Origin of the sequence: Limosilactobacillus ingluviei DSM 15946, assembly GCF_001435775.1 — a bacterium.
Classification (GTDB): domain Bacteria; phylum Bacillota; class Bacilli; order Lactobacillales; family Lactobacillaceae; genus Limosilactobacillus; species Limosilactobacillus ingluviei.
Map to the genome: position 1 here is coordinate 166 of NZ_AZFK01000086.1, position 22,998 is coordinate 23,163.

Below are 22,998 nucleotides of genomic sequence, written 5' to 3' on the forward strand. Positions count from 1 at the left end.
TCATACTGACCGCGGTTCAGCCTACGTCTCCCATGTCTACAATCAGGAACTAAGCTGACGCGGAATCTTACACAGTTACTCGGCTCCTGGAACGCCTGCCGACAATGCGAAAATGGAACATTGGTGGGCGGACTTTAAGAGTATTTGGATGAACCATCAAGCCAAGGCAATGACTTTAGCGGAACTGGAAGTTCAAGTCAAGCAGGGGATCAACTATTTCACTACTAAATTTATTTCAATTAAGCGAAATGACCTGACTGTCGCAGAATACTACGAACAGCAGGCCATTTAAGACTAGCAATTTTTCATTTTTTCAGACTGTCAACTTGACAGGGTACAGTACCCTGGCCAGCGGATTTTGGCTTCATCATTAATTCTCTCTCTCATTTAAGTTACGGTTGTTAGTTTACGGGAAAGGGCCGGGCTGGTCAATTTTAGTTACTGATAAAAAGTAAGCTAAATTCGTTGACGAGCGGGCGCGCCGGGCGTATCATCTGGGACAGACTAAAAAACGGAGGAAATAATAATGAGCCAACCATTTTTTGACCAGACGCACCAAGAAGTCCAAGCCGAAGCCAACTGGCTAGCGTGGCCGGATGCCGATCTGGAAACGACGCCGGCGGCGCCCCACGCCCTGGTTCATCATCCAGCCTCAACGCCCCCGGCAACGGTGGCCAAAGCCCGACGGCACTGGTGGCAACGCAAGCGTTCGGCCTGAGCAGATTAAGTGTTAATCAACGCCATTAATGGTATCCTAACGCTGTACTAATTAATTGTAAGCGTAACGTTTCGGTTACAAATGGAGGAAAAATTAATGGAAATTATGTACTGGTCGGACATTGCCTGTCCGTTTTGCTACATTGGGGCGACCCGTCTCAAGCGGGCGTTGACCCAACTTGGTTTGGCGGATACGACGCCGTTGGACTTTAAGGCCTACCAGCTGGATCCGACTTTAAAAGCCACCAGTGACGTCAAGATGGCGGCCCACTTTGCCCAAGCGCACGGGATGACGGCCGAACAGGCCAGCCAACGCTTGGCGCAGATTGAACTGGCGGCGGCACCCGACGGCTTGGACCTGGATTATGCCAACGCGATCCCGGTCAACACCATGACGGCGCACCGCTTGATCAAGTACGCCAAGGCGGCAGCAACCCCCGCGCAGGTAGATGATTTGATTCAACGGCTGTACCAAGCTTACTTTAGCGAAGGCAAGTCGGTGGCGGACCACGCCGTCTTACAAGCAATTGCCGCGGCCGTGGGGTTAGAGGCTGAAGCCGTGGCGGCCGTATTGGACAGCGACCAGTATGCCGACGAAGTACAAGCCGACATTCACGCTGCTGCGAACTTAGGGATTCGGGGGGTGCCGTTCTTTGTGATCAACCAAAAGTACGCCATCTCAGGGGCCCAGCCGTATGAAGCCTTTGTGGCGGCCTTAAAGAAAGTGCAAGCAGAGGAGGAAGCAAAATGAGTGAAGAAAAGCAACCCAGCTTAAAGTTGACCGACCTCGGGGCCGCGCCCGCCACGGTGTGTGGCCCAGCGGGCTGCAGCTTAGCGGACCACCAAGCGGAAACGAAGGAAAAGTAAAAAGTGGCTGCCCGATTTTGGGGCAGCCATTTTTTAATACCAGCCAGTCCAGTGGTGCAGCCACGTGGCCAAGGCCGGGCAGTAGTGCAAAGCTATCACGCCGAGCAAAGCAAGCCCGAGGATGAACCCGGCGGCCAATCTAATCCAGGGGGTACGCATGGGCGGGTGTTCCTTTCTTTTTTGCGCTTAATTTTACCATGGGGCAGTCCGGAAGGTGATGGGCGGGCCCCTTTTTCGGAACGAAAACAACAAAAAAAAGCACCGCCGAAGCGATGCTACCTGAAGCGGGTAACGAGAATCGAACTCGCGACTTAACCTTGGGAAGGTTATGTTTTACCACTGAACTATACCCGCAAGTGATTAAATCAATCAACTTTTATATAATACCATATTTTTGGCGCTTGTCACCCCTTTTTTGGAAAAAAGTTAATTTTTTGGTAATTAAATTAATTACCCCGCGCTAAGGCTACCTCATCGTGGTGCTTAGCGCGGGGCTTTAATTAGGCCAAGGTCACTTCTCCCGCGACATCGGTCTCAAAAAAGGTTTTTACGGCAGCCAGGTTCATCCCCTGGCCCAGGGCCCACATCAACTTGGTGATCGCACTTTCCGAAGTCATATCGTGGGCACTGATTGCCCCTTCCAACAGGGCCTGGCGCCCGACTTCGTACTTGGTCAAATCACTGCGTTCATAGAGGCACTGACTGGCGGCCACGACCGGAATGTTTTGCCGGCTGAGCTGGCCAATCACGGCGGCCACGTTGCGCCGGATAAAGGTCATCCCGCCCAGCCCGTAGCCCTCGATCACAAAACCGTGACAACCGCTTTGGGCCATCGCCAGCAGGATTTGCGGATCAAAGCCGGGAAAGAGTTTAATCAACGACACGTTCAAGTCGAGCTTGGTATTTAAGGTGCACGGCGCCTCCGGGGCGGGCTGGGTCGCCCGGAATACCAGGCCATCGGAGGTAACCTCGGCGATCGGCGGGAAATTGACGCTTTCAAAGGCATCAAAGGCGGTCGTTTTGACCTTGACGGTCCGGCAGCCCCGCATTACCTTGCCGTCAAAGGCCAAGTAGACTCCCGGGGCACAACTGGCCGCAGCCGTAAAGGCCAAGGTTAGATTGCGGGGGGCGTCGCTCAAAAGGACGTTCATCGGGACCTGACTCCCGGTTAAGACGACCGGAATGTCCAGGTTGGGCAACATGAAGGTCAGCATCGACGCCGTGTAGGCCATGGTGTCGGTCCCGTGGGAAATCACGATTCCCGCGTAAGTTTGGCGGGCTTGGTAGACTTTTTCGGCCATCAAGCGCCATTCTTCGGGCTGAATGTTGGACGAATCAAGGGCCAAAATGTCGGCTACGTCAATCTGGTAGGGGAGGTTTTGCAGGGTTTGCAGCAAATCTTCCCCGGATTCCCCGGGCGTCAACCCGGTTTGCGAAGCAACAGAGGCAATCGTGCCCCCCGTCGAAAGGAGCAGCAGTTTTGGTTGGGTCACAGTTTTCCACCTGCTTTATTCAGATTTTCCCTTAAATTATAGGGCTTTTCCGGCTGGGGTCAAGACTGAGAAAAAGTAAGCTCAAAGGGATTGACAAGCGGGCGGGGGTTCGATATGATTATGACAATTCAATGAGAAAACGCTGAGAAAAGATGAGTAAGTTCCGGAAAGCATTAAGCGAGCCAGGGGTGGTGGAAGCTGGCGGCGAGAAGGAACTGAAGATGGTCTGGGAGCGTGATGCCAGCAAGGCGACAAGCTGGGCACGGGTGGTCTTCGATAACGGACCGGGTGATGATCAGTCACTACTAAGGGTCCTTGGGGGCTAAATTCGGGTGGTACCACGCTGCGGCGTCCCGCTTTTATTGCAAGTGCAATGAAAGTGGGACGTTTTCTTTTTTCAGGGCTCGGCGCACCAGCAAACGGAGGGAAGACATATGGCAAAACACAAACAAGGCAAATGGTGGTTTTTACTGGGGCTCGCGGCGATTGTCGCCGTCGGCCTGGGCTTGCATTGGGTCACCAATGGGCAAAATCATGATGAAGAGACAATTACGATTGGTTCACTTGGGGCGGACGTTAAGGCCTGGCAACACATCGCGGCCAGTCCAGCTGCCAAGGAGGCCGGCCTCAAGATTAAGGTCAAGTCCTTTACCGATCCGGTCCAACTCAACCGCGGGACGGCTAGCGGCGAAATTGACGTTAACGCCTTTCAATCCTGGGCCTACCTGCAAAACTTCAATCACGAAAGCAAGCAAAAGCTGGCGGCCTTAGGGACGACCTACCTGGAACCAATGGGAATTTACTCTAAGAAATACCACCGCGTAAAGGACCTACCGGATGGAGCGACGATTGCCTTGGCCAACAACCCGGCCAACACGGCACGGGGGTTGAAGCTGCTGGCCAGTGCTGGCTTGCTTACCCTGAAAAAGAGCTTTGGCCCGACCAGCGGGACCAATGAAATCGCGACGAATCCGCACCACTTTAAGTTCGAAGAAATTGATGACACGACTGGACCGCGGGTGCTCAACTCGGTGGACGCCGTCTTGATCGGGAACACGATTGCCTTAGAAGGGCATTTGAACGTCTTGAAGGATTCGATCTACCACGAAAAGGTCGATCAAAGTACCAAGGACAACGTTAACGTCTTAGCAACGGCGAAGGCCAACGCCCATAAGGCCGCATACCGCAAGCTGGTCAAACTCTACCATGAGCCAAAGATCCAAAAGTGGATTGCCGACCAGTACCAAGGGACCAAGGTGGAAGTTGACAAACCCTTGTCCTACCTGACGAAATAATGGGATTAAACCGCTGGTGGTGGGCGCCAGCGGTTTTGCTTGTTTAAGATTGTGAACAATAAATCAGGTTTTGCCTATTAAACTTTAACAATGACGCTGGAGCGGGCCCTTAATTTTCAGCCGTAACAAGGCTTAAAGCAAGGTGGGACAACGGTAGCGGTGCGGATATAAATAAATTTAATCTCGGTATAAATATTCCAAAATTAAATAAAAGTCTTGCAAACCGCTTCACAATATTGCAAAATAGAGCCAACCAGAAGTGTTTTTTGAAAGGATGTGCCACATGAAAAAGTACATTGCCATTCCGGGGACCAACCGGGCGGGCTCGACCAACCGGCGGCTCTTGCAGTTTATCCAACACCACTTTGCGGATCAAGCCGCGATTGAAATTATGGAGATTGGCGGCCTGCCGGTCTTTTATAAGACGCCCGACCGGAGTTTGCCCGCCGGGGTGGAACAGATGGTGGCTAAGTTGGCCGCGGCTGACGGGGTGATTATTTCAACGCCAGAATACGACCACGGGGTGCCCGCCGTTTTGATGAATGCGCTGAGCTGGCTGTCCTACGGGGTCCATCCGCTGGCTGACAAGCCGGTGATGATCACCGGGGCCTCGTACGGAATGTTGGGGACGTCGCGGGCTCAAATGATGTTGCGGCAAATGCTCGACTCCCCTGAATTAAGCGCTCGGATCATGCCGAGCTCGGAATACATGGTGGGGCACTCCTTGCAGGCCTTTGATGAGGATGGCAATTTGAAGGAAGAAGAGCTGGTCGACCGACTCGACGGCTTGTTTAATGATTTTGAAACCTTCGTTGACGTCAACAAGAACCTCGTTTACAACCGAGAACACGCGATGAACGATATTCGCAAACTGGATTTAAAGAATATGGCAACCCAGGGGGAATAAGCAGATGAAGTTAGTTGGAATTGTCGGCTCAATTGCCGCAGATTCATACAATCGCAAATTAATGCTGTACATGGCCAACCGCTTTAACAACGTGGCCGACATTGAAGTCTTAAGCATCAAGGACGTACCGATGTTTAATGAAGACGATGACCAAACCAACAGTATGGCGGTCCAATACCTAAAGCACCGGATTGAAAACGCCGACGGGGTCATCATGGCGACGCCAGAACACAACCATACCACGACGGCGGCCTTAAAGAGCACGATCGAATGGCTTTCCTACAAGATCCACCCCTTGGCCGATAAGCCGGTCTTGGTAATCGGGGCGTCCTACTTTACCCAAGGGTCATCGCGGGCCCAGTTAGACCTGCGCGAAATCTTAGAGGCCCCGGGGGTCAACGCTTTGGTGATGCCGGGGAATGAATTTTTACTTGGCAACGTGCGGGAAGCCTTTGATGAGCAAGACAACCTCAAGGATCAAGCGACCGTCAAGCGGCTTAACGACCTGCTGGTTCAATTCACCAAGTGGGTGACCGTCCTGAAGGCCTTAAAGGGGCCCGAAGCACCCGACGCGTGGAAAAATGAGGACCTGACCGCCAGCGGCAAGACCGATACGACGATCGAAGGAGTCGAGATGGATGATCCGAAGTGGGTCCAAAAAGCGGCAGCCAAGACCCATGCCGCTGTCGGCAGTGACTACGTCCAACTCGACTCTGGGGTGCTGACGGTCGACCAAATCAACTGGCTGCTCAAATCAATCCCGGCTGAATTAACCTACGTCGATGAGAACAACCAGTTTATCTACTATAACCATAAGAACCCGGCGACCAAGATGTGGGCTAAGCGTCGGCCGGACCAAACCGGTTTGCCACTCAGTGAAGTCCACCCCGATATCCGCAACGTCCACGACCACGTCAAGCAAGTCATTCACACCCTGCGGACTGGCAAGCAGGACCTCTTCCAACTGGCGGAACCGGTGGATAAGAAGAACGTCAAGTGGGTGGTCAACAACTACCAAGCGATGCACGATGAAGCCGGCAACTTCCGCGGGGTCAACGAAATTGTGCTCGACTTCTGGCCAATTGTCGAAAAGTACCTGGCGATGACCGGCCAAAAGCTGGTTGACGATCCGGCTAACCAAGTCGATACCGGGGCCTCCGCATCGGTCAAAGCAGATGCTACGCCAAGTCCGGCCTCAAGCGTTCCGGCTGCTGATACGGGGGCGTCAGCTTCGGTCAGTGCGGATGAACAACCCGCTCCGTCGACTCCCGCGCCAAGTGCCACGCCAAGCGTGGATGCCGGCGCCTCGGCGTCCGTTGATGATGATGCGCCGCTGCCCGAAATTGATACCACGGCCAGCGCCAGCGTTAATGATTAATTAACTTCAACACACTAAAAGGACCCTGGGCAATTGCCTGGGAGCCTTTTAATTATCAGTGGTAATCCTGGCTGAGGCCGTCGAAGGTCTTGCCCAGCAGGTTTAAGAGGGTGGCTTGTTCGGCCGGCGTTAAGCTGGCCAGGGCCGTTTCGTTGACGGTCTGATTGATCGCCCAGAGCTGCGGGAGGATCGCTTGGGCTTGAGGAGTTAAAAAGAGGGCTGACTGGCGCGCATCCGTGGGGGCCTGGCGCTTGGTGAGCCAGCCTTGCTTGACCAAGCGGTCGACTTGCCGGGTGACGGTCGATTGGTCGCGGACGATGTGGGCCGTCAGATCAGCTTGGTTAATCCCTGGTTGTTCGGCAACCACTAATAAATAGTAGTAGTTGACCTCGGAGAGCCCCAGCGGGCGCAGGGCGGCGTCAAGTTGGTGGCGGATCGTGGTATTGATGATCGCCGTAGCCCGGATCAGATCATTAGCCATGCGGGTGGCCCCCCTTCAAGTACTGGGCAAACAGCCCGATTGCCAAGAGGTTAAAGACAAAGGTGACCGCCATGGCCCAGCGCATCCCGGTGACCGAGCTGGCCGGCAGACTGCTGACGACGACCACTAGGGTAACTGCCAGTGCCCCGGTCATTTGCCGGAGCGCATTATTCATGGCGGTCGCTTGACTGATGTCCTTGGCAGCCATTCCAAGATATGATTCGGACATCAGCGGGGAGAAGGCGATCCCGATCGCCATCATCCGACCGGCGTACAGGACCGTTAACCACCACAGCGGGGTGTGGGCGGTAAAGCAGAGGGTGGGCACAGTGGTGATTAAACATAGGCTCAAGCCCGTCCAGACCAACGCTTTGATACCGTGGCGGTCATACAAGCGGCCCACCACAGCGCCAACTAAGGCATTGACTACCGCGCCGGGTAAGAGGATCAACCCGGTCAGCGCGCTCGATTGGTGGAGTGAATTTTGGGCGAAGACCGAAACCATCTGCTCGGTACTCAGCAGGATCATAAACAGCAAGGAAGCAATCGCCAACGTCATCGTGAAGGGGCGGTAATTAAAAACGTGAAAGTCGAGCAAGGGGCGGGGGAGGGCTTGTTGCCGCCGGTAAAAGAGCAACGATACTACCAGCCCAGCAATCAGCATCAGACTGCCGACCAAGACTTGGGTCGTCAACACGGTAAAGCTAGCTAAGGTCAACCCGGGGCCAATTAAGAGCAGGGGGACCGACCAAGCATCGATTTTAACGGCCTGCGGGGTCGTATAAGCCGGCAGGGCAAAGAAGCCGATCAGCCAGATGAGGGACATGAAAGGCAAGACGACCCAAAAAATCGACCGCCAGCCCCACAGGTTTAAGATCACCCCGGCCAGGGTCGGCCCGATCGCCGGTCCAAAGGAAACCACCAACGATGATAATCCCATGATCGTGCCCCGTTTTTCCGGGGGGAAAATCGTGACCAACGTCGTCATTTGTAAGGAAACCAACAGGCCCCCCGCCGCGGCTTGAATCAAGCGGGCACCGAGGAGGGTCCAGAAATTAGTGGCCAGACAGCCAACGATCGTTCCCCCTAAGAACAGGGCGATGATTGCCAAGAAGAACTGGCGGTTATTGTATTTTTCGTACAAATTGGCTGACAAAGGGGTGATGATCCCAATCACTAAGGTGTAGCCCGTCGTCAGCCACTGAACGACGGCCAGCGGTTGGTGAAGCTGAGCTTCAACTACCGGGAGGGCGGTGACCACCATCGTCTGGCTCATCAAACTGATAAAAGAAGCCAACAACATAATGGCCGCAATAACGGTCCGTTGGCGAGGTTTTAATTGATACAAAAAATTTCCTCCATTCCATGCAGATGCATTTAAATTCCGCTTGCCATTTTACATGCATCCGCATGGAAAAGTCAAAATTAATTTAGATGAGAAAAGTTGGCAAAACTTTAATTTTGGTGGTTGACAAATGAGAGTTTTCTCATTATGATAGTGACAATCAATCGAAGTTAAACAGTGATCGGCACGATGAGAGAACGAGTAGCGTCCCGAAACCTGCTCAGAAAAGCCCGGGGGAATGTGACGGGTGGAGGTTAGGGGCGTGAAGATCAGTCTTGAGTGAACCGGGGTTACCCACCCTTACCGGGCTTAGAGGCTCCAGGAATGGGGTGAAGCTAGGTGGTACCACGGTGAAAGTCGTCCTAATGACAGGGCGACTTTTTGTTTAATGAAGGATTGAAAATACATAGGAAATGTTTTTTTAGAAAGGATGAGCACTATGGCAAAGGCAAAAGCATCTGAATTAGATTGGAACAAGTTGGGCTTTGGTTATCGAGACCTGCCCTATTCCTGGCAAGAAGAATATTATGATGGGGAATGGCTCGGTGGCGGTTTGACGTCTGAATCCAACCTGGTCTTAAATGAAGCGGCCCAAGTGCTGCACTACGGCCAAGAAGTTTTTGAAGGGTTAAAGGCTTACCGGACCAAGGACGGCAAAGTGCAGTTGTTCCGGCCAGAAGAAAACGCCAAGCGGCTGAACGACTCGGCCGACCGGCTAATGATGCCCCACTATCCAGTCGACAAGTTCTTAGCCGCAGTTAAGGCGGTTGTTAAGGCTAACGAAGATTTCGTACCACCGTACGGGACCGGTGGGACCCTGTACTTGCGGCCGTACATGATCGGGACCCAGCCATTAGTTGGGGTGACGCCATCGGAACACTTTGTCTTCCGGATCTATGCCACCCCAGTTGGCGCTTACGTCAAGGGCTTGACGCCAATGCCGTATGTCCTGTCCAAGTATGACCGGGCCGCCCCAGCTGGGACGGGTCGGGCGAAGACCTCCGGCAACTACGCGGCCAGTCTGTTACCAGAAATGGAAGCGAAGAAGGCCGGCTATGCTGACGCTCTTTACTTAGACCCGAAGGAACACAAGTATGTTGACGAATTCTCTGGTGCCAACTTCTTTGGGGTTACCAAGGATGGACAATTCGTAACGCCAAAGTCGGACTCAATCCTGCCTTCCATCACCAAGCGTTCCCTGCTGCAAGTTGCCGAAGACTTAGGCTTGAACCCGGTTGAAAAGCGGTTGACCTTAGCGGATCTTGATGACCTGGCCGAAGCCGGGGCAATGGGGACGGCGGCCGTGATCTCCCCAGTCGGTTCCTTAACTGATTGGGACGGCAAGAAGCACGTCTTCTACTCTGAAACCGAAGTCGGCCCTGTGACGACCAAGCTCTACAACGCCCTCTTCGCCGTTCAAGTCGGCGATGCCGAAGACAAGCACGGTTGGGTCGTGCCAGTAGACTAACCTTAATCACACTAAAATCTCTCTTTCCAAATTAGAAAAATCTACACCCTCCTTTTAAGCACGCGCCCTTGATCCAGGCGCGTGCTTTTTGATGAATGTTAACTTATTATTCGTAAATAGTTCACTAAAACAACATGCTTAAGAAATGATTGCTAAAAATAGATTTTTATTTGAATAGTAAAATAAAAATCGATTGACAACATATTTTTGATAAAGCATTTTACTTACTCATTGATCAGTAATCTTATTTCAACTATAGTTGTGGTCGTGCTTGTAAAAGAGCGCACAAGGAATTTTGACAATTGAATATTAAAGGAGGATTTGAAGTTTGAAACACCAAGGCCTAGGAACAGTCCGGGGGCTGCTGCTGTGGTTAGGGGCCGTAATGGTAACCCTGACCCTGTGGGGCGGCCAACGGGTTCAGGCTGACGTGGTTGATTCAATGGGCCCAACTTCAATGCTGAGTACATCAACGAATCACACCGTTGCCTCAACAACTGCAGACTCAACCGCGCCGACAAATGAGGTAACCCATCCGCCGGCAGCTTCCCCAGCATCGGAACGTGAGATCAGTGGTCACATTGCGAGCCTGACAGTCCAAGGAAATAAGGATGCTAATGGCATGTATAGCCAAGGGGCAGAAGTGAAGATTGAAGGATCATTCAATGATGCCAAAGGGCCCATTCACAGTGGCGATCACATTGATCTGGCCTGGTCAACGGATAACGAAGTAACTCCGTACTTAGTGGCCTTTTCTGGGCAGACTGCGTTAACTCATCACGGTGTGCACATCGGGGACTTTACGGTAACGGAAACGGGCGGCCAATTGACCTTTAACGATAACGTTGAGCAATTCATGAGTGGGGTCCAGGGAACTTTTTTCTTTAATGCCAAGCTCTACACCCGGAGTCAGCAAGACGGGATGGCTAAATTAGTAGTCGGTCCCTATGTTGAATTCTTAGCAGTCAAAGGGGTACCGCAATCATCGGATAATCCCGGCGCGCTTACGCACGACCAAACGTGGTATGGTAATAAAAATGGTCGCGCAGTTCCTTGGAACGGTAAAAACTGGGTTGACTGGGATGTTCGTTTAAACGAGTACCGGGCCTACTTGGCCGCACCGATTAAACTGCATGACGTGATTCCAGCCGGCTTGCGGTTGGATCCGGAGCGATTGACGTTTTGGATTGATAATGATGAGCCAATTAATTTGGCAGCTTTCCAAGCACGCTACCCGCACTCATCAATCCAACTGAACGGAAATACGATTACGGCCGTCTTTAGTCAAGATGAATTTTCTGGTCGTCGGATAACGTTCCGTTACAAGACAGAAATTCAGGATTTAAACGCCCTAAACTTTACTAATTCTTTAGCGGGGGCGTACCAGTTGCAAGGGCAAGAAGTTCAAAACTTTACGTACCAAAAAACGGTTCAAAATATCAGTTTTGGAGCTGACATTACGGGGATGCTCCCGGGGGAACTGAAGATTTTTAAGTACTACCCAACTGATAAGGGACCACAAGCGCTAGCGGGAGTAACCTTTAGGATTAAGAATGTTGCGACCGGCGAAACGTTTGAGGCAACAACTGAGCAAAACGGGATTATTACTCGTCAACGAATGTTGCCAGGAAAATATGAAGTGCGTGAAATCAGCGCACCGGATTGGATTGATTTTGCTAAGGTTCAAGGGCAGGTTTGGACCGTTGAGGTCTTAGAAGACCAACCCGGTCAAACCCTGATGATCAAGAACGAGAAAAAGCGGACGTCAATTCCGTGGACGGACTACAGTAACAATCCGGCAAAGACGGTGATCCCGTGGACGGACTACAGTAACAACCCGGCAAAGACAGTAATTCCGTGGACGGACTACAGTAACAATCCGGCAAAGACGGTGATCCCGTGGACGGACTACAGCAACAACCCGGCAAAGACGGTGATCCCGTGGACGGACTACAGTAACAATCCGGCAAAGACGGTGATCCCGTGGACGGACTACAGTAACAATCCGGCAAAGACAGTGATCCCGTGGACGGATTACAGTAACAATGTAGCAAAGACGGTGATTCCGTGGACGGACTACAGTAACAATGTAGCGAAGACGGTTAAGCCAGCTTTGCCAGCTGAACAACCAACAAAATGGCTTCCGCTGGCTCCAGCAACTGTAATCACAATGAATCAACCAAATTCTACTCCGCACGCAACCTCAATCACGATAACCGACCAGACACCGGTTCGTGATACGAATCAAGCTCAGTTGCCACAAACTGGGACGGCGAGTGAATCAATTCTTTTGGAAATTGGTTTGGCCTTGCTTAGTATCTGCTTCGGGGTAAGCAGAACGCGGTGGAAACAGTCTTAAAAATATTAAGTCATCGATCGAACGGATCGGTGGCTTTTTTGACAGTTGGTAAAAGATTTTGGTTAATTCTTAATCCTGGTTTAACAGCTTTCAGATCATGAGTTCAGATTTAGATAACAGCAACAGGAAGATTACAACATTGATCTGTCAAAATGCCGCATGGTCCGGGCCAGATTAACGTAAATTTCATAGGGGGTGGTAAAATGAAAGATAAAGGGGGGAACGGTATGCAACAAGAATCACTCTTTGCCAATCCAGGGCAAACACCGCTGGCTGATCGGGTGCGGCCGCGCAACTTGAGCGAATTTGTCGGGCAACAACACCTAGTCGGCCCCGGCAAGATTTTGCGCGAATTAATTGATAAAGACCAACTGTCTTCAATGATCTTTTGGGGGCCGCCGGGGGTCGGCAAAACCACCCTGGCCAAGATCATTGCCCAGCGGACCCAGGCGGAATTTGTTACTTACAGTGCGGTGACGTCCTCTATTAAAGACATCAAGGCGTTGATGCAACAGGCACAGGCCAACCGGGATTTTGGCCAGCGCACGGTCGTCTTCGTGGACGAATTTCACCGTTTCAATAAGGCCCAGCAGGATGCTTTTTTGCCCTTTGTGGAAAACGGCGCCATTATTTTGATTGGGGCGACCACGGAGAACCCGTCCTTTGAAATTAATGCGGCCCTGCTGTCGCGCTGCCGGGTCTTTGTCCTCAAAGAGTTGACGGCATTGGACATTGAAACTTTGCTGACCCAGGCCCTGAAGCGGGGCTTTAGCTTTCCGGTCGAAATCGCGCCGGCCCTCCTGAAGCAAATTGCCGCCTTTGCCAACGGGGATGCCCGGATTGCTTTAAACACCTTGGAAATGCTGGTGGAAAATAGTGACCGCCAGGACAACGGCCAGGTGACCGTTGACGCCGGCTTGCTCGATCAGCTCTTAGCCGGCAAACCGCTGCGTTACGATAAAACCGGTGATGAACACTACAATTTAATTTCGGCCGTCCACAAGGCGATGCGCAATTCGGATGCGGATGCGGCGGTTTACTGGGTCAACCGCATGTTGGCGGGGGGTGAGGATCCGCTTTACTTGGCCCGGCGGTTGGTCCGCTTTGCCAGTGAAGATATCGGTCTAGCCGATCCGAATGCCTTGAATTTGGCGATCAACGTTTACCAGGCCTGCCAATTTTTGGGGATGCCGGAGTGCAATGTTCACCTGACGGAAGCGGCAATCTATTTGAGCTTGGCTCCCAAGTCTAACGCGGTGTACCAAGCGACGCTCAAGGTTGCCAAGGATATTAAAGCCACGCAAAATCAACCGGTCCCGTTGGTGATCCGCAACGCCCCGACCAAATTAATGAAGGATTTGCACTACGGGGCTGGCTACCAGTACGCCCACGAGGCCAAAGATAGGTTGACGAGCATGCAGACGATGCCAGACCAATTGGTGGGCCACCGCTACTACTACCCCACTACGATGGGGATGGAAGCGCAGGTTAAGCAACGGTTGCAGGCCATTCAGCGCTGGCACGCCACGCACGATCCGCAGCCGAGCCCGCCGTCGGATCAGTAATGAAAAGGGACTTGTTTTTAGGGTGAGAAACGAGTAAAGTAGATAAGGTTTTTGTAAGGCTGTGGCGCACGCCAGGGCCTTTTTTACATACAGAGCATGGAAAGGAAGAGAAACGATGAGCAAAGCAAGAATGCGTGGAGGCGACTACCTGGCCCTCCTTGCGGTCGCCCTGCTGACCTTAATTGGGATCCTAGCGGAAACCGCCTTAAACGTGACCTACCCGGAATTGGCGCAGGTCTTTCAAATTTCATTGGATATCACCCAGTGGCTGACGGCCGGGTACCTCTTGATGGTAACGATTATGATGGGGACGACGGCCTATTTGTTGAAACGCTTCCCCGCCAAGCGCCTGCAGTTAGTGGCGGCCCTGCTCTTTATCGTGGGCGACGTCGGGTCTGCTCTGGCTATGAATTTTCCGGTCTTGATGGTCAGTCGCTTGTTGCAAGCGATGGCGACCGGTTTGAGTACCCCGATGTTTTTCCACTTGATCTTCACCTTGGTGCCGCGGGAAAAGCTGGGCGCGATGACCGGGGTCGCCGGGATGGTGATCTCCTTTGCGCCGGCCTTGGGACCAACCTACGGGGGCTGGTTGGCAACGGTGTGGTCCTGGCGGGCGATCTTTTGGTTTGTGCTGCCCGTGGCTCTAATCAGCCTCTGGTTGGGCCAGCGCTTTATTACTGCGACCCCGGCAAAGCAGCCCGCGCACTTTAACTTAGCCAGCTTCTTGGCGCTGGCGTTGGCCATGTTTACTTGGATCTACGCCTTGTCGATGATTGGCCGCTTTGGTTTCACCGGGCTCTTTTATTGGTTGCTGGTCCTGGCGTTAGCCCTCTACGGCTTCTTTATTTACCTGAACTTTCGGGGCGCGACGCCGCTGGTTGATTTACGGATTTTCCAACACTTGGCCGTTAGTCTGGATGGGCTGACCTACTTCTGCTTGCAATTTATCAATATTGGGTTGTCGCTGGTGATTCCGATCTACGCCCAGTACACCTTGCACGCTTCGGCCTTTATCTCTGGGGCGATTCTCTTGCCTGGGACCCTGGTGGGGGCAGTGATGTCACCGTTAGCGGGGGCCTTAGCCGACCGGGTGGGCTTTGCGGTTCCGGTCATCGGGGGCAGTTGCTTGCTTACTTTGGGAGCCGCCGGCTTTTTCTTTGGTCAAGCCCAATTGACGGTGCTAAAGATGACCTTGCTGTTTGTCGTGTTGCGGGCCGGTTTTAACATGGCCTTTGCCAATACGATTTCGAATGCATCCACCCATGTTGCACTGCAAAATACCGCGGACGTCAGTTCTTTGTTTAACATGCTCCAACAACTAGCTGGGGCGACCGGGGTCGTCTTCTTGGCGTCATTGATGGCGTTGTTTGAAAACCAGGGGACGGGCACGATGGCGGCCCGGACCTACGCAGGGGGCCGAGTTGATTTTCTGCTGACCTTGGGCTTTGCCCTGGTGGTCTTGGTAGCGGCCTTAGTGAACTATCATTTTCAGGCCCACCGGCCGCAAACCCGCGCCTAATTTTCTCGCTCCCTTTGGCTGAAGCGGGGATGCTTTGCGCTGCGGTTTGAATGTGGTAGGCTAGAGAAAACGTTGGGAGAAAGTGCTATGCAAATTATCATTTCACCGGCCCGCCAAATGCGAAGCGACCCGGATGCTTTGCCTTACCAAGCTTTACCAGTCTTTTTGCCCCAGGCGGAAACGATCCTGGCGGATTTGAAGCAACGGTCCGTGGCGGAATTAAAAGCAATCTGGCAGTGCAGCGACCGGCTGGTTCAACAAAATGTGACGCGCTTGGCGACGATGGACTTGAAAAAGGACCTCACCCCGGCCCTGCTGGCCTTTACGGGGCTGCAATACCAAGCGATGGGACCGGGGGTCTTCGATGATGCCGCCTGGAATTATGTCCAGCAGCACCTGCGGATTCTGTCGGGTTTTTACGGGGTCTTAAAGCCCTTGGATGGGATTGTGCCATACCGGCTGGGGCTCAGCGATGCCGCTCAGGTGGCCGGGACGGCCAATCTATACCAGTACTGGGGCGAGCGGCTGGCTGCGGAAGTCTACCGGGAAAGTGACCTGGTCTTAAACCTGGCTTCAGTCGAGTATGCCAAGGCGATTACGCCCTACCTGACGCCAGCGCGGCAATTGGTTACTTGTCTGTTCGGGGAAGTGCACGCCGGCAAATTCAAGCAAAAGGCGACCCAGGCCAAACAAGCCCGGGGCAACATGGTGCGTTATTTAGCTGAACATCAGGTGACTACGCTCGCCGGGGTAAAAAAATTTGCGGTGGCTGGCTTTTGTTATCAACCAGCTTTGTCAACGCCTACAAACCTGATTTTTATTAAAAAATAGGCGGATTTAATGGGATATCATTAGAAAAGTAATCACAGGGAATCGTTTTCTCCAAAATTGCTGATCTCCTTATTACGATTCGCACTGGTGAATTTCGTATGTTACACTACAAATTAATTCTTGAAAACCAATGTTTCCTTCGCCGGTGGCATTGTTTTTTTCGTTCACTCAAATGTCAATTGAGGTGTAAGGAAAGGGAGTTTATGAATGCGACCGGAACAACACTACGTAGATGATTATTTTGCCCGGGGCCACTGGGGACGCACCATTTGGCAAACGGTTTGGACCTTGTTGGCCTGGCTGTTATTTTTAGTCCCCGGGGTCATTACCGGTGCGACGGCACTAGCCGCGCTTACCAAGGGCCGGTGGGGGCATTACTTTTGGCACTACCACGAGGGTTTTGTTGAATTGAAATTTTTGGTGGTCTTTTTGCCCTTCATGTTTGGGGTGATGGCGGTATTTTGCCTTAGCAGTGCGTACCTGCAAAACCGGCGGCGCCAAGGGTTGGTTGAAAAATGGCCGATGCTTAACCCATTAAAACGGCAACGCCAGCAGCACTACTTGGAAGCCAAGATGGCCTTGCGTTTTGGTCCGGCAACGCAAAGGCACCGGGCGCGGGTTTATCGGGTCCAACCAAACCAAAATTTGACGAATCAACAGCTTGCCGATTGGCTTAGAGAGGTGGAAAATGACTTCACAATTCATGAATGAAATTCTGGGTGTGTCGCCAGGTTGGAGCCGTTTGGTGGCGCTCTGCAGTTTAATTCTATGCCTTTATCCCATTCTAGGAGCGATGTATTGGTTCTGGGGCGCTGTGGCCTACCGCTGGTTTCGCCAAAAAGATGAGTTAAGACCTGGTCAGTCGCTAGTAAAAACACCAATGGTGACGATCATGGTGCCAGCTCATAACGAAGAAGTGGTAATTGAAAGGACCCTGAGGTATTTGCTTACGGAGTTGGATTATCCCAATTACGAGGTGCTGGTCTTAGATGACGGCAGTACCGATCAGACGCCCCAACTATTGGCCCGGTTGCAAGCTCAGTTTGCCCAATTACGGGTGATTACCATTACGGCCAATCAAGGGAAAGCCCATGCTTTTAATATTGGGACCTTTTTTGCCCGTGGGGAATATATTTTGAGCAACGATGCTGATACTCTGCCGGAACCCGATGCTTTGACTAAATATATGCAGTACTTCACCAGTCCCGCCGGTTTGAATTATGCGGCAATTACCGCCAACATGGACGTTTATAACCGGACAACTTTGTGGGGGAAGTCGCAAACAGTGGAATTCGCTAGTATTGTAGGGATTATCAAGCGCAGTCAAACGGCGATCAACAATACGATGTACGCTTACAGTGGGGCTAATACCATGTACCGGCGCGACTTTCTTTTGGCGGCTGGGGGCTTTCGGCAGGATCGGGCGACTGAAGACATCAGTATCGCTTGGGATCAGACCTTTTTGAATCTGACGCCTAAATTTGCGCCCGATATCGTCTTTCATATGAACGTCCCGGAAAGTTTTCGTGATCTATATCGGCAACGAAAACGTTGGGCGCAAGGTGGGACGGAAGTCTGGCTGACCAATCTGCCACGCTTATTGGCCCATCCGTGGCGGTATCGTCACGTTTGGTCGATCATGTGGGACACCACTTTTTCGATTGTTTGGGCCTTTTTCTTTTGGTTAACCAGTTTGTGGTTTGGACTGACGATGCTGTCCTTTGCTTGGAATGGTAATTATGAACGGGTCTGGCACGGGATTGTGATGAGCTTGATCTTTGTGACGTGTCAGTTAGCGGCGGGCTTGTTGCAAGTTTTGGCCGCCCTGATCTTAGATTTACACGGCGCCAAACGTCGTTATTTGTTTTTTGCGCCGTGGTACTTGCTTTTTACCTGGCTGGTAAATCCCTTGACAATTGTGACGACCTTTCCCCGGGCGGTGAAAACAATCGCGGGTTATGGGAAGGGAACTTGGGTCAGTCCGACCCGAAAGGTGGTTAATGATGACTGAATTAGCGTGGGAGCTCTTTAAAATTTGGCTGCTGTTGACCTTGTTAGCCCTAAGTTGTTGTGGGGTGGGCTGGTGGTACTATCGCCAACGCCAAGGCATTGATATTGGTGATGATCATAATGTCCAGTATCGTTATCATGTTCAAGCGATTTATGACCAGGCGCAGACGATGGTAGGCTATGAATTATTATTGCGAAGCTTTGATCAGTCGAGTCAGCGTTGGCAGTTGCCCCAGCGCGTGGCGACCTTTCCATTAACCCAAATGGTAGCTCAATTGCAACGCCTGCAAGCTTGTTTGAAGCCAACAGTCAAGATCATTGCTCTGAATTTGACAGTTGCTCAAGTCGCTGATTTTCGCGCCCTTCAATTTGTCCAGTGGTCCCAAAGTATCATTGGACCTCAGCGCCAGTTGGTGTTAGAAATTGATGCCGTAGCGATTCATGTGCTGACGCCTTGGCAAAAGTGGCGCTTTAAGCGGCAGTTGCAACGGTTAAAAATGAGCGGCGTGGCCATTAGCATCGAAGATATTGATGCGACCAAGCGGACCTATCAAAGCCTCCGGCCACTGCTGACTGAGGTGGACTACTTAAAGTTTGCGGCGGGAGCATTTAAAAAGTCAGCAGATCATTGGCTTGATTTAACTTTGGGTGACTGGCAGCGTCATGCTAAGCGTTTGGGGGTGACTTTAGTCTTGGCAAAGGTTCAAGACGGAACGCAGGATACCTTAGCCCAACGCCTTCAAATTCCTTATCGGCAGGGCTACTGGTACAGCGCCCCGCAAGCACCACTTGGTACACTATAAAAATCCCTCAGCAAGCTTGACGGGCTTGCTGAGGGATTTTTCGTTAGTTAATTTTTCGCTTGCCAACCAATTTGATCAGCGCCGGCCGGTAAGGCCAGTTTGTTGGCGGCTAATTCATCAAAGGCTTGCGTAAAGATCGCAAACGCTTGCGCCAGTTGATCCTCAGTAATGACTAACGGAGGCTGGAAGCGGAGAATATTACCCCGCAGGCTGATAATCAGCGCGCCAAGTTCAAAGACCCGGTAGATCAGTTTGGTGGTGGCGGTAGGGTCTGGTTGACCGGTTTGGGGATCAACAATGTCAATCCCACCGTTCAGGCCATACATGCGCACGTCACCAATAAAGTCATACTTGGCTTGGGCGGCAGTAAAGAATTGGCGCGCCTCTTCCCCCAACCGGGCGGAACGAGCGACCAGGTCTTCTTCTTCAATCACGTTTAGTGTAGCCAAGGCCGCCGCGGTCGTGACCGGGTTGCCAGCGGTCGTAAAGAGGTGGGCCGGCGCCCCGAGGGCTTCCATGACCGCGCGGCGCCCAATAACGGCACTGAGCGGCAAGCCCGAAGCCAAGGATTTACCGACGGACATTAAGTCCGGTTCAATGCCGGGGAAGTGTTGGATTGACCACCATTTGCCGGTCCGCCCCAAACCTTGGTTGATTTCGTCAATGGCAAATAGGATCCCGTGGGCCTTGGCAAACTGATAAATTTTGGTCATGAAGGCCGGGGGCATCATCGCGATCCCGCCGTCCCCTTGGATTGGTTCAACTAGGATCACGGCGACTTCATCGGCCGGCAAGTAAGTTTCAAAGGGGAGTTTGAAGGCGGCAAAGAAGCGGTCAACGAAGTGCTCCTCACTTTCGCCGGCTTCTTTCAGCCACGGGGAGGGGAAGGGGACCTTGACCATCCCGGGCAAAAGCGGCCCCATTTTGCGGGTCATATTCAAACTGACGGCCGAAGCACTCATGGAGCCATACGTCGAGCCGTGGTAGGCCCCGGTAAAGGAAACCACGTACTGCCGGCCGGTCGCCGCGCGGGCAAACTTAATGATCGCATCATTGGCATCCGAACCGGAATTACCCCATGAAATTTCCACTGGGCCGCTGATCGGCGCCAAACTGGCCAATTTGGGCGCAAGCTTCGCGGCGCTGGTGTTGGCAAAGTAAGCGGGCGTGTATTGAATCAATTTGGCCGCTTGGTGCTGAATGGCCTGCACGATTTTGGGGTGGGTATGGCCGGTGTTGGTTGAGCTGGCGCTGGCCAGTAAATCAAGGTATTGGTGGCCCTCGACGTCGGTCAAAACGGCGCCATGACCGTGGTCAATCACAATATCGTAGTACTTGATCCGGGCACTAGTGGCCAGGGCCGTATCTTCAGCGGCGAGCAGTTGTTTATTGGTTGTCTCCATTTACGTCAGCCCCCTTCTTGGCTAAGTAAGAGTGACGAATTCCGTAAGCAAAGTAGATAATAACCCCGAGGACGAACCAACCACCGGCGTAAAGCTTAGCTTGGATGTCTAATCCCCAGAAAACGATCAGAGAAGCTACAAAGCCCAACGCGGGCAGGACCGGATAGAATGGCATTTTAAAGGCTGGTTCTGGAATGTCCTTACCTTCACGCTTACGCAAGGCGTAAATCCCGAGGGAGACAAACATGAAGGCAATCAAAGTCCCGGCTGAGATCAGTTGGGACAAGAAGGCAAATGGGAAGAGGGCCCCGATTAAGATCGCGATGATCGCCAGTGTCCACAAAGCCCGGTTGGGTCGGTTTTCCTTGTCCAATCCACCCAAGAACTTAGGTAGCATCCCATCCCGCCCGAAGGAGTAGATCAGCCGGGAGCCAGCCATCGTCATCCCAATCAAAGCGGTAAACATCCCGAAGACAGCAATCGTTTGAACGACCGAAGCGACCACGGGGTGACCGGCACTCCGTAAGGCCAGCCCAACTGGTTCGGCGGAGTTAGCGTACTTCATGTACGGGACCATCCCAATTAAGACCAGGGCGACGGCCACAAAGAGGACCACGGCGATCAGCAGCGATCCCAAGATCCCGCGGGGCATCGTCTTTTGCGGGTCCTTGGCTTCCGCGGAGTTCGCGGCAATCGAGTCAAAACCGATGTAAGACAGGAAGATCATCGAAACCCCGGCGTAAATCCCTTGCCAGCCCCCAAATGGCCCGTTGGCCGTTGGGTGGTACTTCGGAATAAAGGGGGTGAAGTTGGCCGCTTTAATGGCGGTTAACCCTACGAAGATAAATAGCAGGATCGCACCGACTTTGAGGATAACGAGGATGTTTTCCACCCGGGCGGCTTGCGAAACCCCCTTGGCGACCAAGAAGGCTACTAGGCCGATAACAACTAAGGAAATCAAGTCGATGATCCCACCGTCGGTGCCAAAGGCGTTAGAAAGCGAAGCCGGCAGTTTCAAGCCCATTGGGGCCAGCAAGGCTCGCAGGTTGGCTGACAGTCCGGAACCCACGAAGGCCAGGGCGATGAAGTACTCAGCCAAGAGGGCCCAACCGGCGATCCAGCCGAAGAATTCACCGAAGACGACGTTAATCCATGAGTATGCTGATCCAGCAAACGGCATGGCGGCCGACATTTCCGCGTAAGCAAAGGCGACCAGCCCGGCCACGATCGCCGCGAGCAGGAACGAAATCGCCACCGCTGGCCCAGTGTGCATCGCGGCCACTTCCCCCGGCAGGGTAAAAATCGACGTTGAAACAATTGTCCCGACCCCCAGGGCCAGGAAGTCGCGGACCCGCAGCGTGCGGATCAGGTGACTGTCCTTGTCCTGGTATACATTCGGGTCTTCCTTACGGGTAATGGTTTGCCAAAAACTCATAAGTATCTCCTCCTTTTGAACTAAACCAAAATAAATGCTATGTAGGGTTAAAACTCTCTCATAAATTCTTAATCTAGTTTAGCAAGTCCGCGGATCCGCGTCAACAAAAGAAATTCGTCAATTCATGTGGGAGGGCTTCCATCGGTGGGATTAAAAGCCTCTCATTTTATCGTTTTATAGCTGGGATAGCAAAAACCGCCGCCCAGCAGCGGGGAGAGGCGTGCTGAGCAGCGGTTAAGTGGTAATTGAACTGAAAGTTATTTAGGCGTTTGTTTCTTGGTGACCTTCTTGCCCATTTCCATTTGATCGTTATAGCCCCAGACCCAAGCGACGATAAAGGAGACAATGATCGCCGCCAGACTGGAGAAGAGGAAAGCGTAGAAGGAATTTAAGTCGGTTGGGTACGCCGGATTAAAGAAGGAAGAGAAACCGATCAGCGACCCGGTAAAGCCGTACATCGAGCCGTGCATTAACCCGGTGATCAGACCACCGACGGCTGAGCCAGCCAACCCGGAGATAAAGACCTTGCGGAAGCGCAGGTTGATCCCGTAGATGGCCGCGGCAATCCCTAAGGACTTGCGATCCTTTTTCTTCGACTTGATGGCGACGGCTAAGACGGCGGCGGATTCGTTGGCGGTGATGAAGGAACTGGCCAATCGTGGGATCGATTTAATTGAAATTTCAGGTGGCTTATACGAGCATCCCAAGATGATGGAGGATGGCCAGGGCGCCACTTTTATTGACTACGCGCGCCAGGCAAAGGCCGCCGTCGACGTGCCAATTATGGTTACGGGGGCTTTCGGACCCGGGAAGGGATTGAAGAAGCAGTGGCCAGCGGGGATACTGATTTGGTCGGGCTTGCTCGCCCGTTGGTATTAGTGCCAGATTTGCCACACCAGCTCCAAGCCGGTACTCTTCGGCCAGTGCAGGTTTCCCATTTTTCGACGGGGTGGCACCGATTAGATCGCAAGGTAGGGTCATTAATTGGTTTGGCTTACTATGAACAACAAATGGCCAGTTTGGCAGCGGGGCAAGCCATTACGCGGCCGCAGACGGCTTGGCCGATTTTAGGCTATGCTTTACGTGAACAAGGATTGAAGGCGTTAATACCGTGGAGGTGAT

19 protein-coding genes, 1 tRNA gene and 2 pseudogenes are annotated in these 22,998 nt (G+C 52.5%); 15 read left to right on the top strand and 7 right to left on the bottom strand.

The genetic code is table 11. The annotated features are described in order from the left end of the window. The 3 genes and pseudogenes from FC43_RS10930 to FC43_RS09465 form a co-directional block, all read left to right on the top strand. Positions 1-292, top strand: a pseudogene (locus tag FC43_RS10930) (hypothetical protein); the annotation flags it as partial. Between the two features lie 234 nt (positions 293-526). Then, on the top strand, positions 527-718 hold the full coding sequence (locus tag FC43_RS09460; protein ID WP_019206714.1) for a hypothetical protein: 192 nt from the start codon (positions 527-529) through the stop codon (positions 716-718). Between the two features lie 96 nt (positions 719-814). Next, entirely contained in the window at positions 815-1,468 is a 654-nt protein-coding gene (locus FC43_RS09465) for a DsbA family oxidoreductase (RefSeq protein WP_056955495.1), read from the top strand. Between the two features lie 399 nt (positions 1,469-1,867). Here the strand turns inward: FC43_RS09465 and FC43_RS09470 are convergent. Both FC43_RS09470 and FC43_RS09475 read right to left on the bottom strand, forming a co-directional pair. Further along, positions 1,868-1,938: transfer RNA gene (locus tag FC43_RS09470), tRNA-Gly, on the bottom strand. 146 nt (positions 1,939-2,084) lie between these two features. Next, complete coding sequence (locus FC43_RS09475) at positions 2,085-3,077, bottom strand: asparaginase (RefSeq protein WP_019206717.1); 993 nt, start codon at positions 3,075-3,077, stop codon at positions 2,085-2,087. Between the two features lie 434 nt (positions 3,078-3,511). On the opposite strand from FC43_RS09475, the gene FC43_RS09480 reads away from it, so the two are divergent. From FC43_RS09480 to FC43_RS09490, 3 genes are all read left to right on the top strand, one after another. Beyond that, positions 3,512-4,372: a MetQ/NlpA family ABC transporter substrate-binding protein gene (locus FC43_RS09480; protein WP_019206719.1), complete on the top strand. Its 861-nt coding sequence runs from the start codon at positions 3,512-3,514 to the stop codon at positions 4,370-4,372. Positions 4,373-4,655: 283 nt separating this feature from the next. Next, positions 4,656-5,279 (top strand): NADPH-dependent FMN reductase, encoded by a 624-nt coding sequence (locus FC43_RS09485; RefSeq protein WP_019206720.1) that lies wholly within the window; start codon positions 4,656-4,658, stop codon positions 5,277-5,279. A 4-nt stretch (positions 5,280-5,283) separates the two neighbouring features. After that, positions 5,284-6,657, top strand: a complete 1,374-nt coding sequence (locus tag FC43_RS09490; protein WP_056955496.1) for an NAD(P)H-dependent oxidoreductase — start codon at positions 5,284-5,286, stop codon at positions 6,655-6,657. A 55-nt stretch (positions 6,658-6,712) separates the two neighbouring features. On the opposite strand, the gene FC43_RS09495 is transcribed toward FC43_RS09490, so the two are convergent. Together FC43_RS09495 and FC43_RS09500 are read right to left on the bottom strand one after the other, a co-directional pair. After that, complete coding sequence (locus FC43_RS09495) at positions 6,713-7,138, bottom strand: MarR family winged helix-turn-helix transcriptional regulator (protein WP_056955497.1); 426 nt, start codon at positions 7,136-7,138, stop codon at positions 6,713-6,715. After that, positions 7,131-8,486 (bottom strand): MFS transporter, encoded by a 1,356-nt coding sequence (locus tag FC43_RS09500; protein ID WP_235807620.1) that lies wholly within the window; start codon positions 8,484-8,486, stop codon positions 7,131-7,133. The genes FC43_RS09495 and FC43_RS09500 overlap by 8 nt, the downstream gene beginning before the upstream one ends. A gap of 436 nt (positions 8,487-8,922) precedes the next feature. On the opposite strand from FC43_RS09500, the gene FC43_RS09505 reads away from it, so the two are divergent. The 8 genes from FC43_RS09505 to FC43_RS09540 all read left to right on the top strand — a co-directional run bounded on the left by FC43_RS09505 (position 8,923) and on the right by FC43_RS09540 (position 19,038). Then, a complete protein-coding gene (locus tag FC43_RS09505; RefSeq protein ID WP_019206724.1) occupies positions 8,923-9,951 on the top strand; it encodes a branched-chain amino acid aminotransferase in 1,029 nt (342 codons plus the stop codon). Positions 9,952-10,279: 328 nt separating this feature from the next. Continuing rightward, complete coding sequence (locus tag FC43_RS09510; protein ID WP_056955498.1) at positions 10,280-12,310, top strand: MSCRAMM family protein; 2,031 nt, start codon at positions 10,280-10,282, stop codon at positions 12,308-12,310. Between the two features lie 227 nt (positions 12,311-12,537). Beyond that, entirely contained in the window at positions 12,538-13,875 is a 1,338-nt protein-coding gene (locus tag FC43_RS09515; RefSeq protein WP_019206726.1) for a replication-associated recombination protein A, read from the top strand. A gap of 115 nt (positions 13,876-13,990) precedes the next feature. After that, a complete protein-coding gene (locus FC43_RS09520) occupies positions 13,991-15,394 on the top strand; it encodes an MFS transporter (RefSeq protein ID WP_019206727.1) in 1,404 nt (467 codons plus the stop codon). Positions 15,395-15,481: 87 nt separating this feature from the next. Then, complete coding sequence (gene yaaA / locus FC43_RS09525; protein WP_019206728.1) at positions 15,482-16,225, top strand: peroxide stress protein YaaA; 744 nt, start codon at positions 15,482-15,484, stop codon at positions 16,223-16,225. 207 nt (positions 16,226-16,432) lie between these two features. Continuing rightward, positions 16,433-16,936 carry a hypothetical protein gene (locus FC43_RS09530; RefSeq protein WP_019206729.1) on the top strand — a complete coding sequence of 168 codons (504 nt, stop codon included), beginning with the start codon at positions 16,433-16,435 and terminating at the stop codon, positions 16,934-16,936. After that, positions 16,914-18,236, top strand: a complete 1,323-nt coding sequence (locus tag FC43_RS09535) for a glycosyltransferase family 2 protein (RefSeq protein ID WP_082611498.1) — start codon at positions 16,914-16,916, stop codon at positions 18,234-18,236. Before FC43_RS09530 ends, FC43_RS09535 begins: the two co-directional genes overlap by 23 nt. Then, positions 18,229-19,038 carry an EAL domain-containing protein gene (locus tag FC43_RS09540; protein WP_019206732.1) on the top strand — a complete coding sequence of 270 codons (810 nt, stop codon included), beginning with the start codon at positions 18,229-18,231 and terminating at the stop codon, positions 19,036-19,038. The genes FC43_RS09535 and FC43_RS09540 overlap by 8 nt, the downstream gene beginning before the upstream one ends. Before the next feature lie 47 nt (positions 19,039-19,085). Here FC43_RS09540 and FC43_RS09545 read toward each other — a convergent pair whose 3' ends face one another. The 3 genes and pseudogenes from FC43_RS09545 to FC43_RS09555 all read right to left on the bottom strand — a co-directional run. Continuing rightward, positions 19,086-20,441: an aspartate aminotransferase family protein gene (locus FC43_RS09545; RefSeq protein ID WP_019206733.1), complete on the bottom strand. Its 1,356-nt coding sequence runs from the start codon at positions 20,439-20,441 to the stop codon at positions 19,086-19,088. Next, complete coding sequence (locus FC43_RS09550) at positions 20,425-21,876, bottom strand: APC family permease (protein WP_019206734.1); 1,452 nt, start codon at positions 21,874-21,876, stop codon at positions 20,425-20,427. The genes FC43_RS09545 and FC43_RS09550 overlap by 17 nt, the downstream gene beginning before the upstream one ends. Positions 21,877-22,133: 257 nt before the next feature. Further along, a pseudogene (locus tag FC43_RS09555) lies at positions 22,134-22,502 on the bottom strand (PTS beta-glucoside transporter subunit EIIBCA); the annotation flags it as partial. Positions 22,503-22,703: 201 nt separating this feature from the next. Between FC43_RS09555 and FC43_RS09565 the strand changes: the two are divergent. Continuing rightward, positions 22,704-22,997 (top strand): hypothetical protein, encoded by a 294-nt coding sequence (locus tag FC43_RS09565; protein ID WP_155818361.1) that lies wholly within the window; start codon positions 22,704-22,706, stop codon positions 22,995-22,997. The last annotated feature ends 1 nt before the right edge of the window (position 22,998 follow it).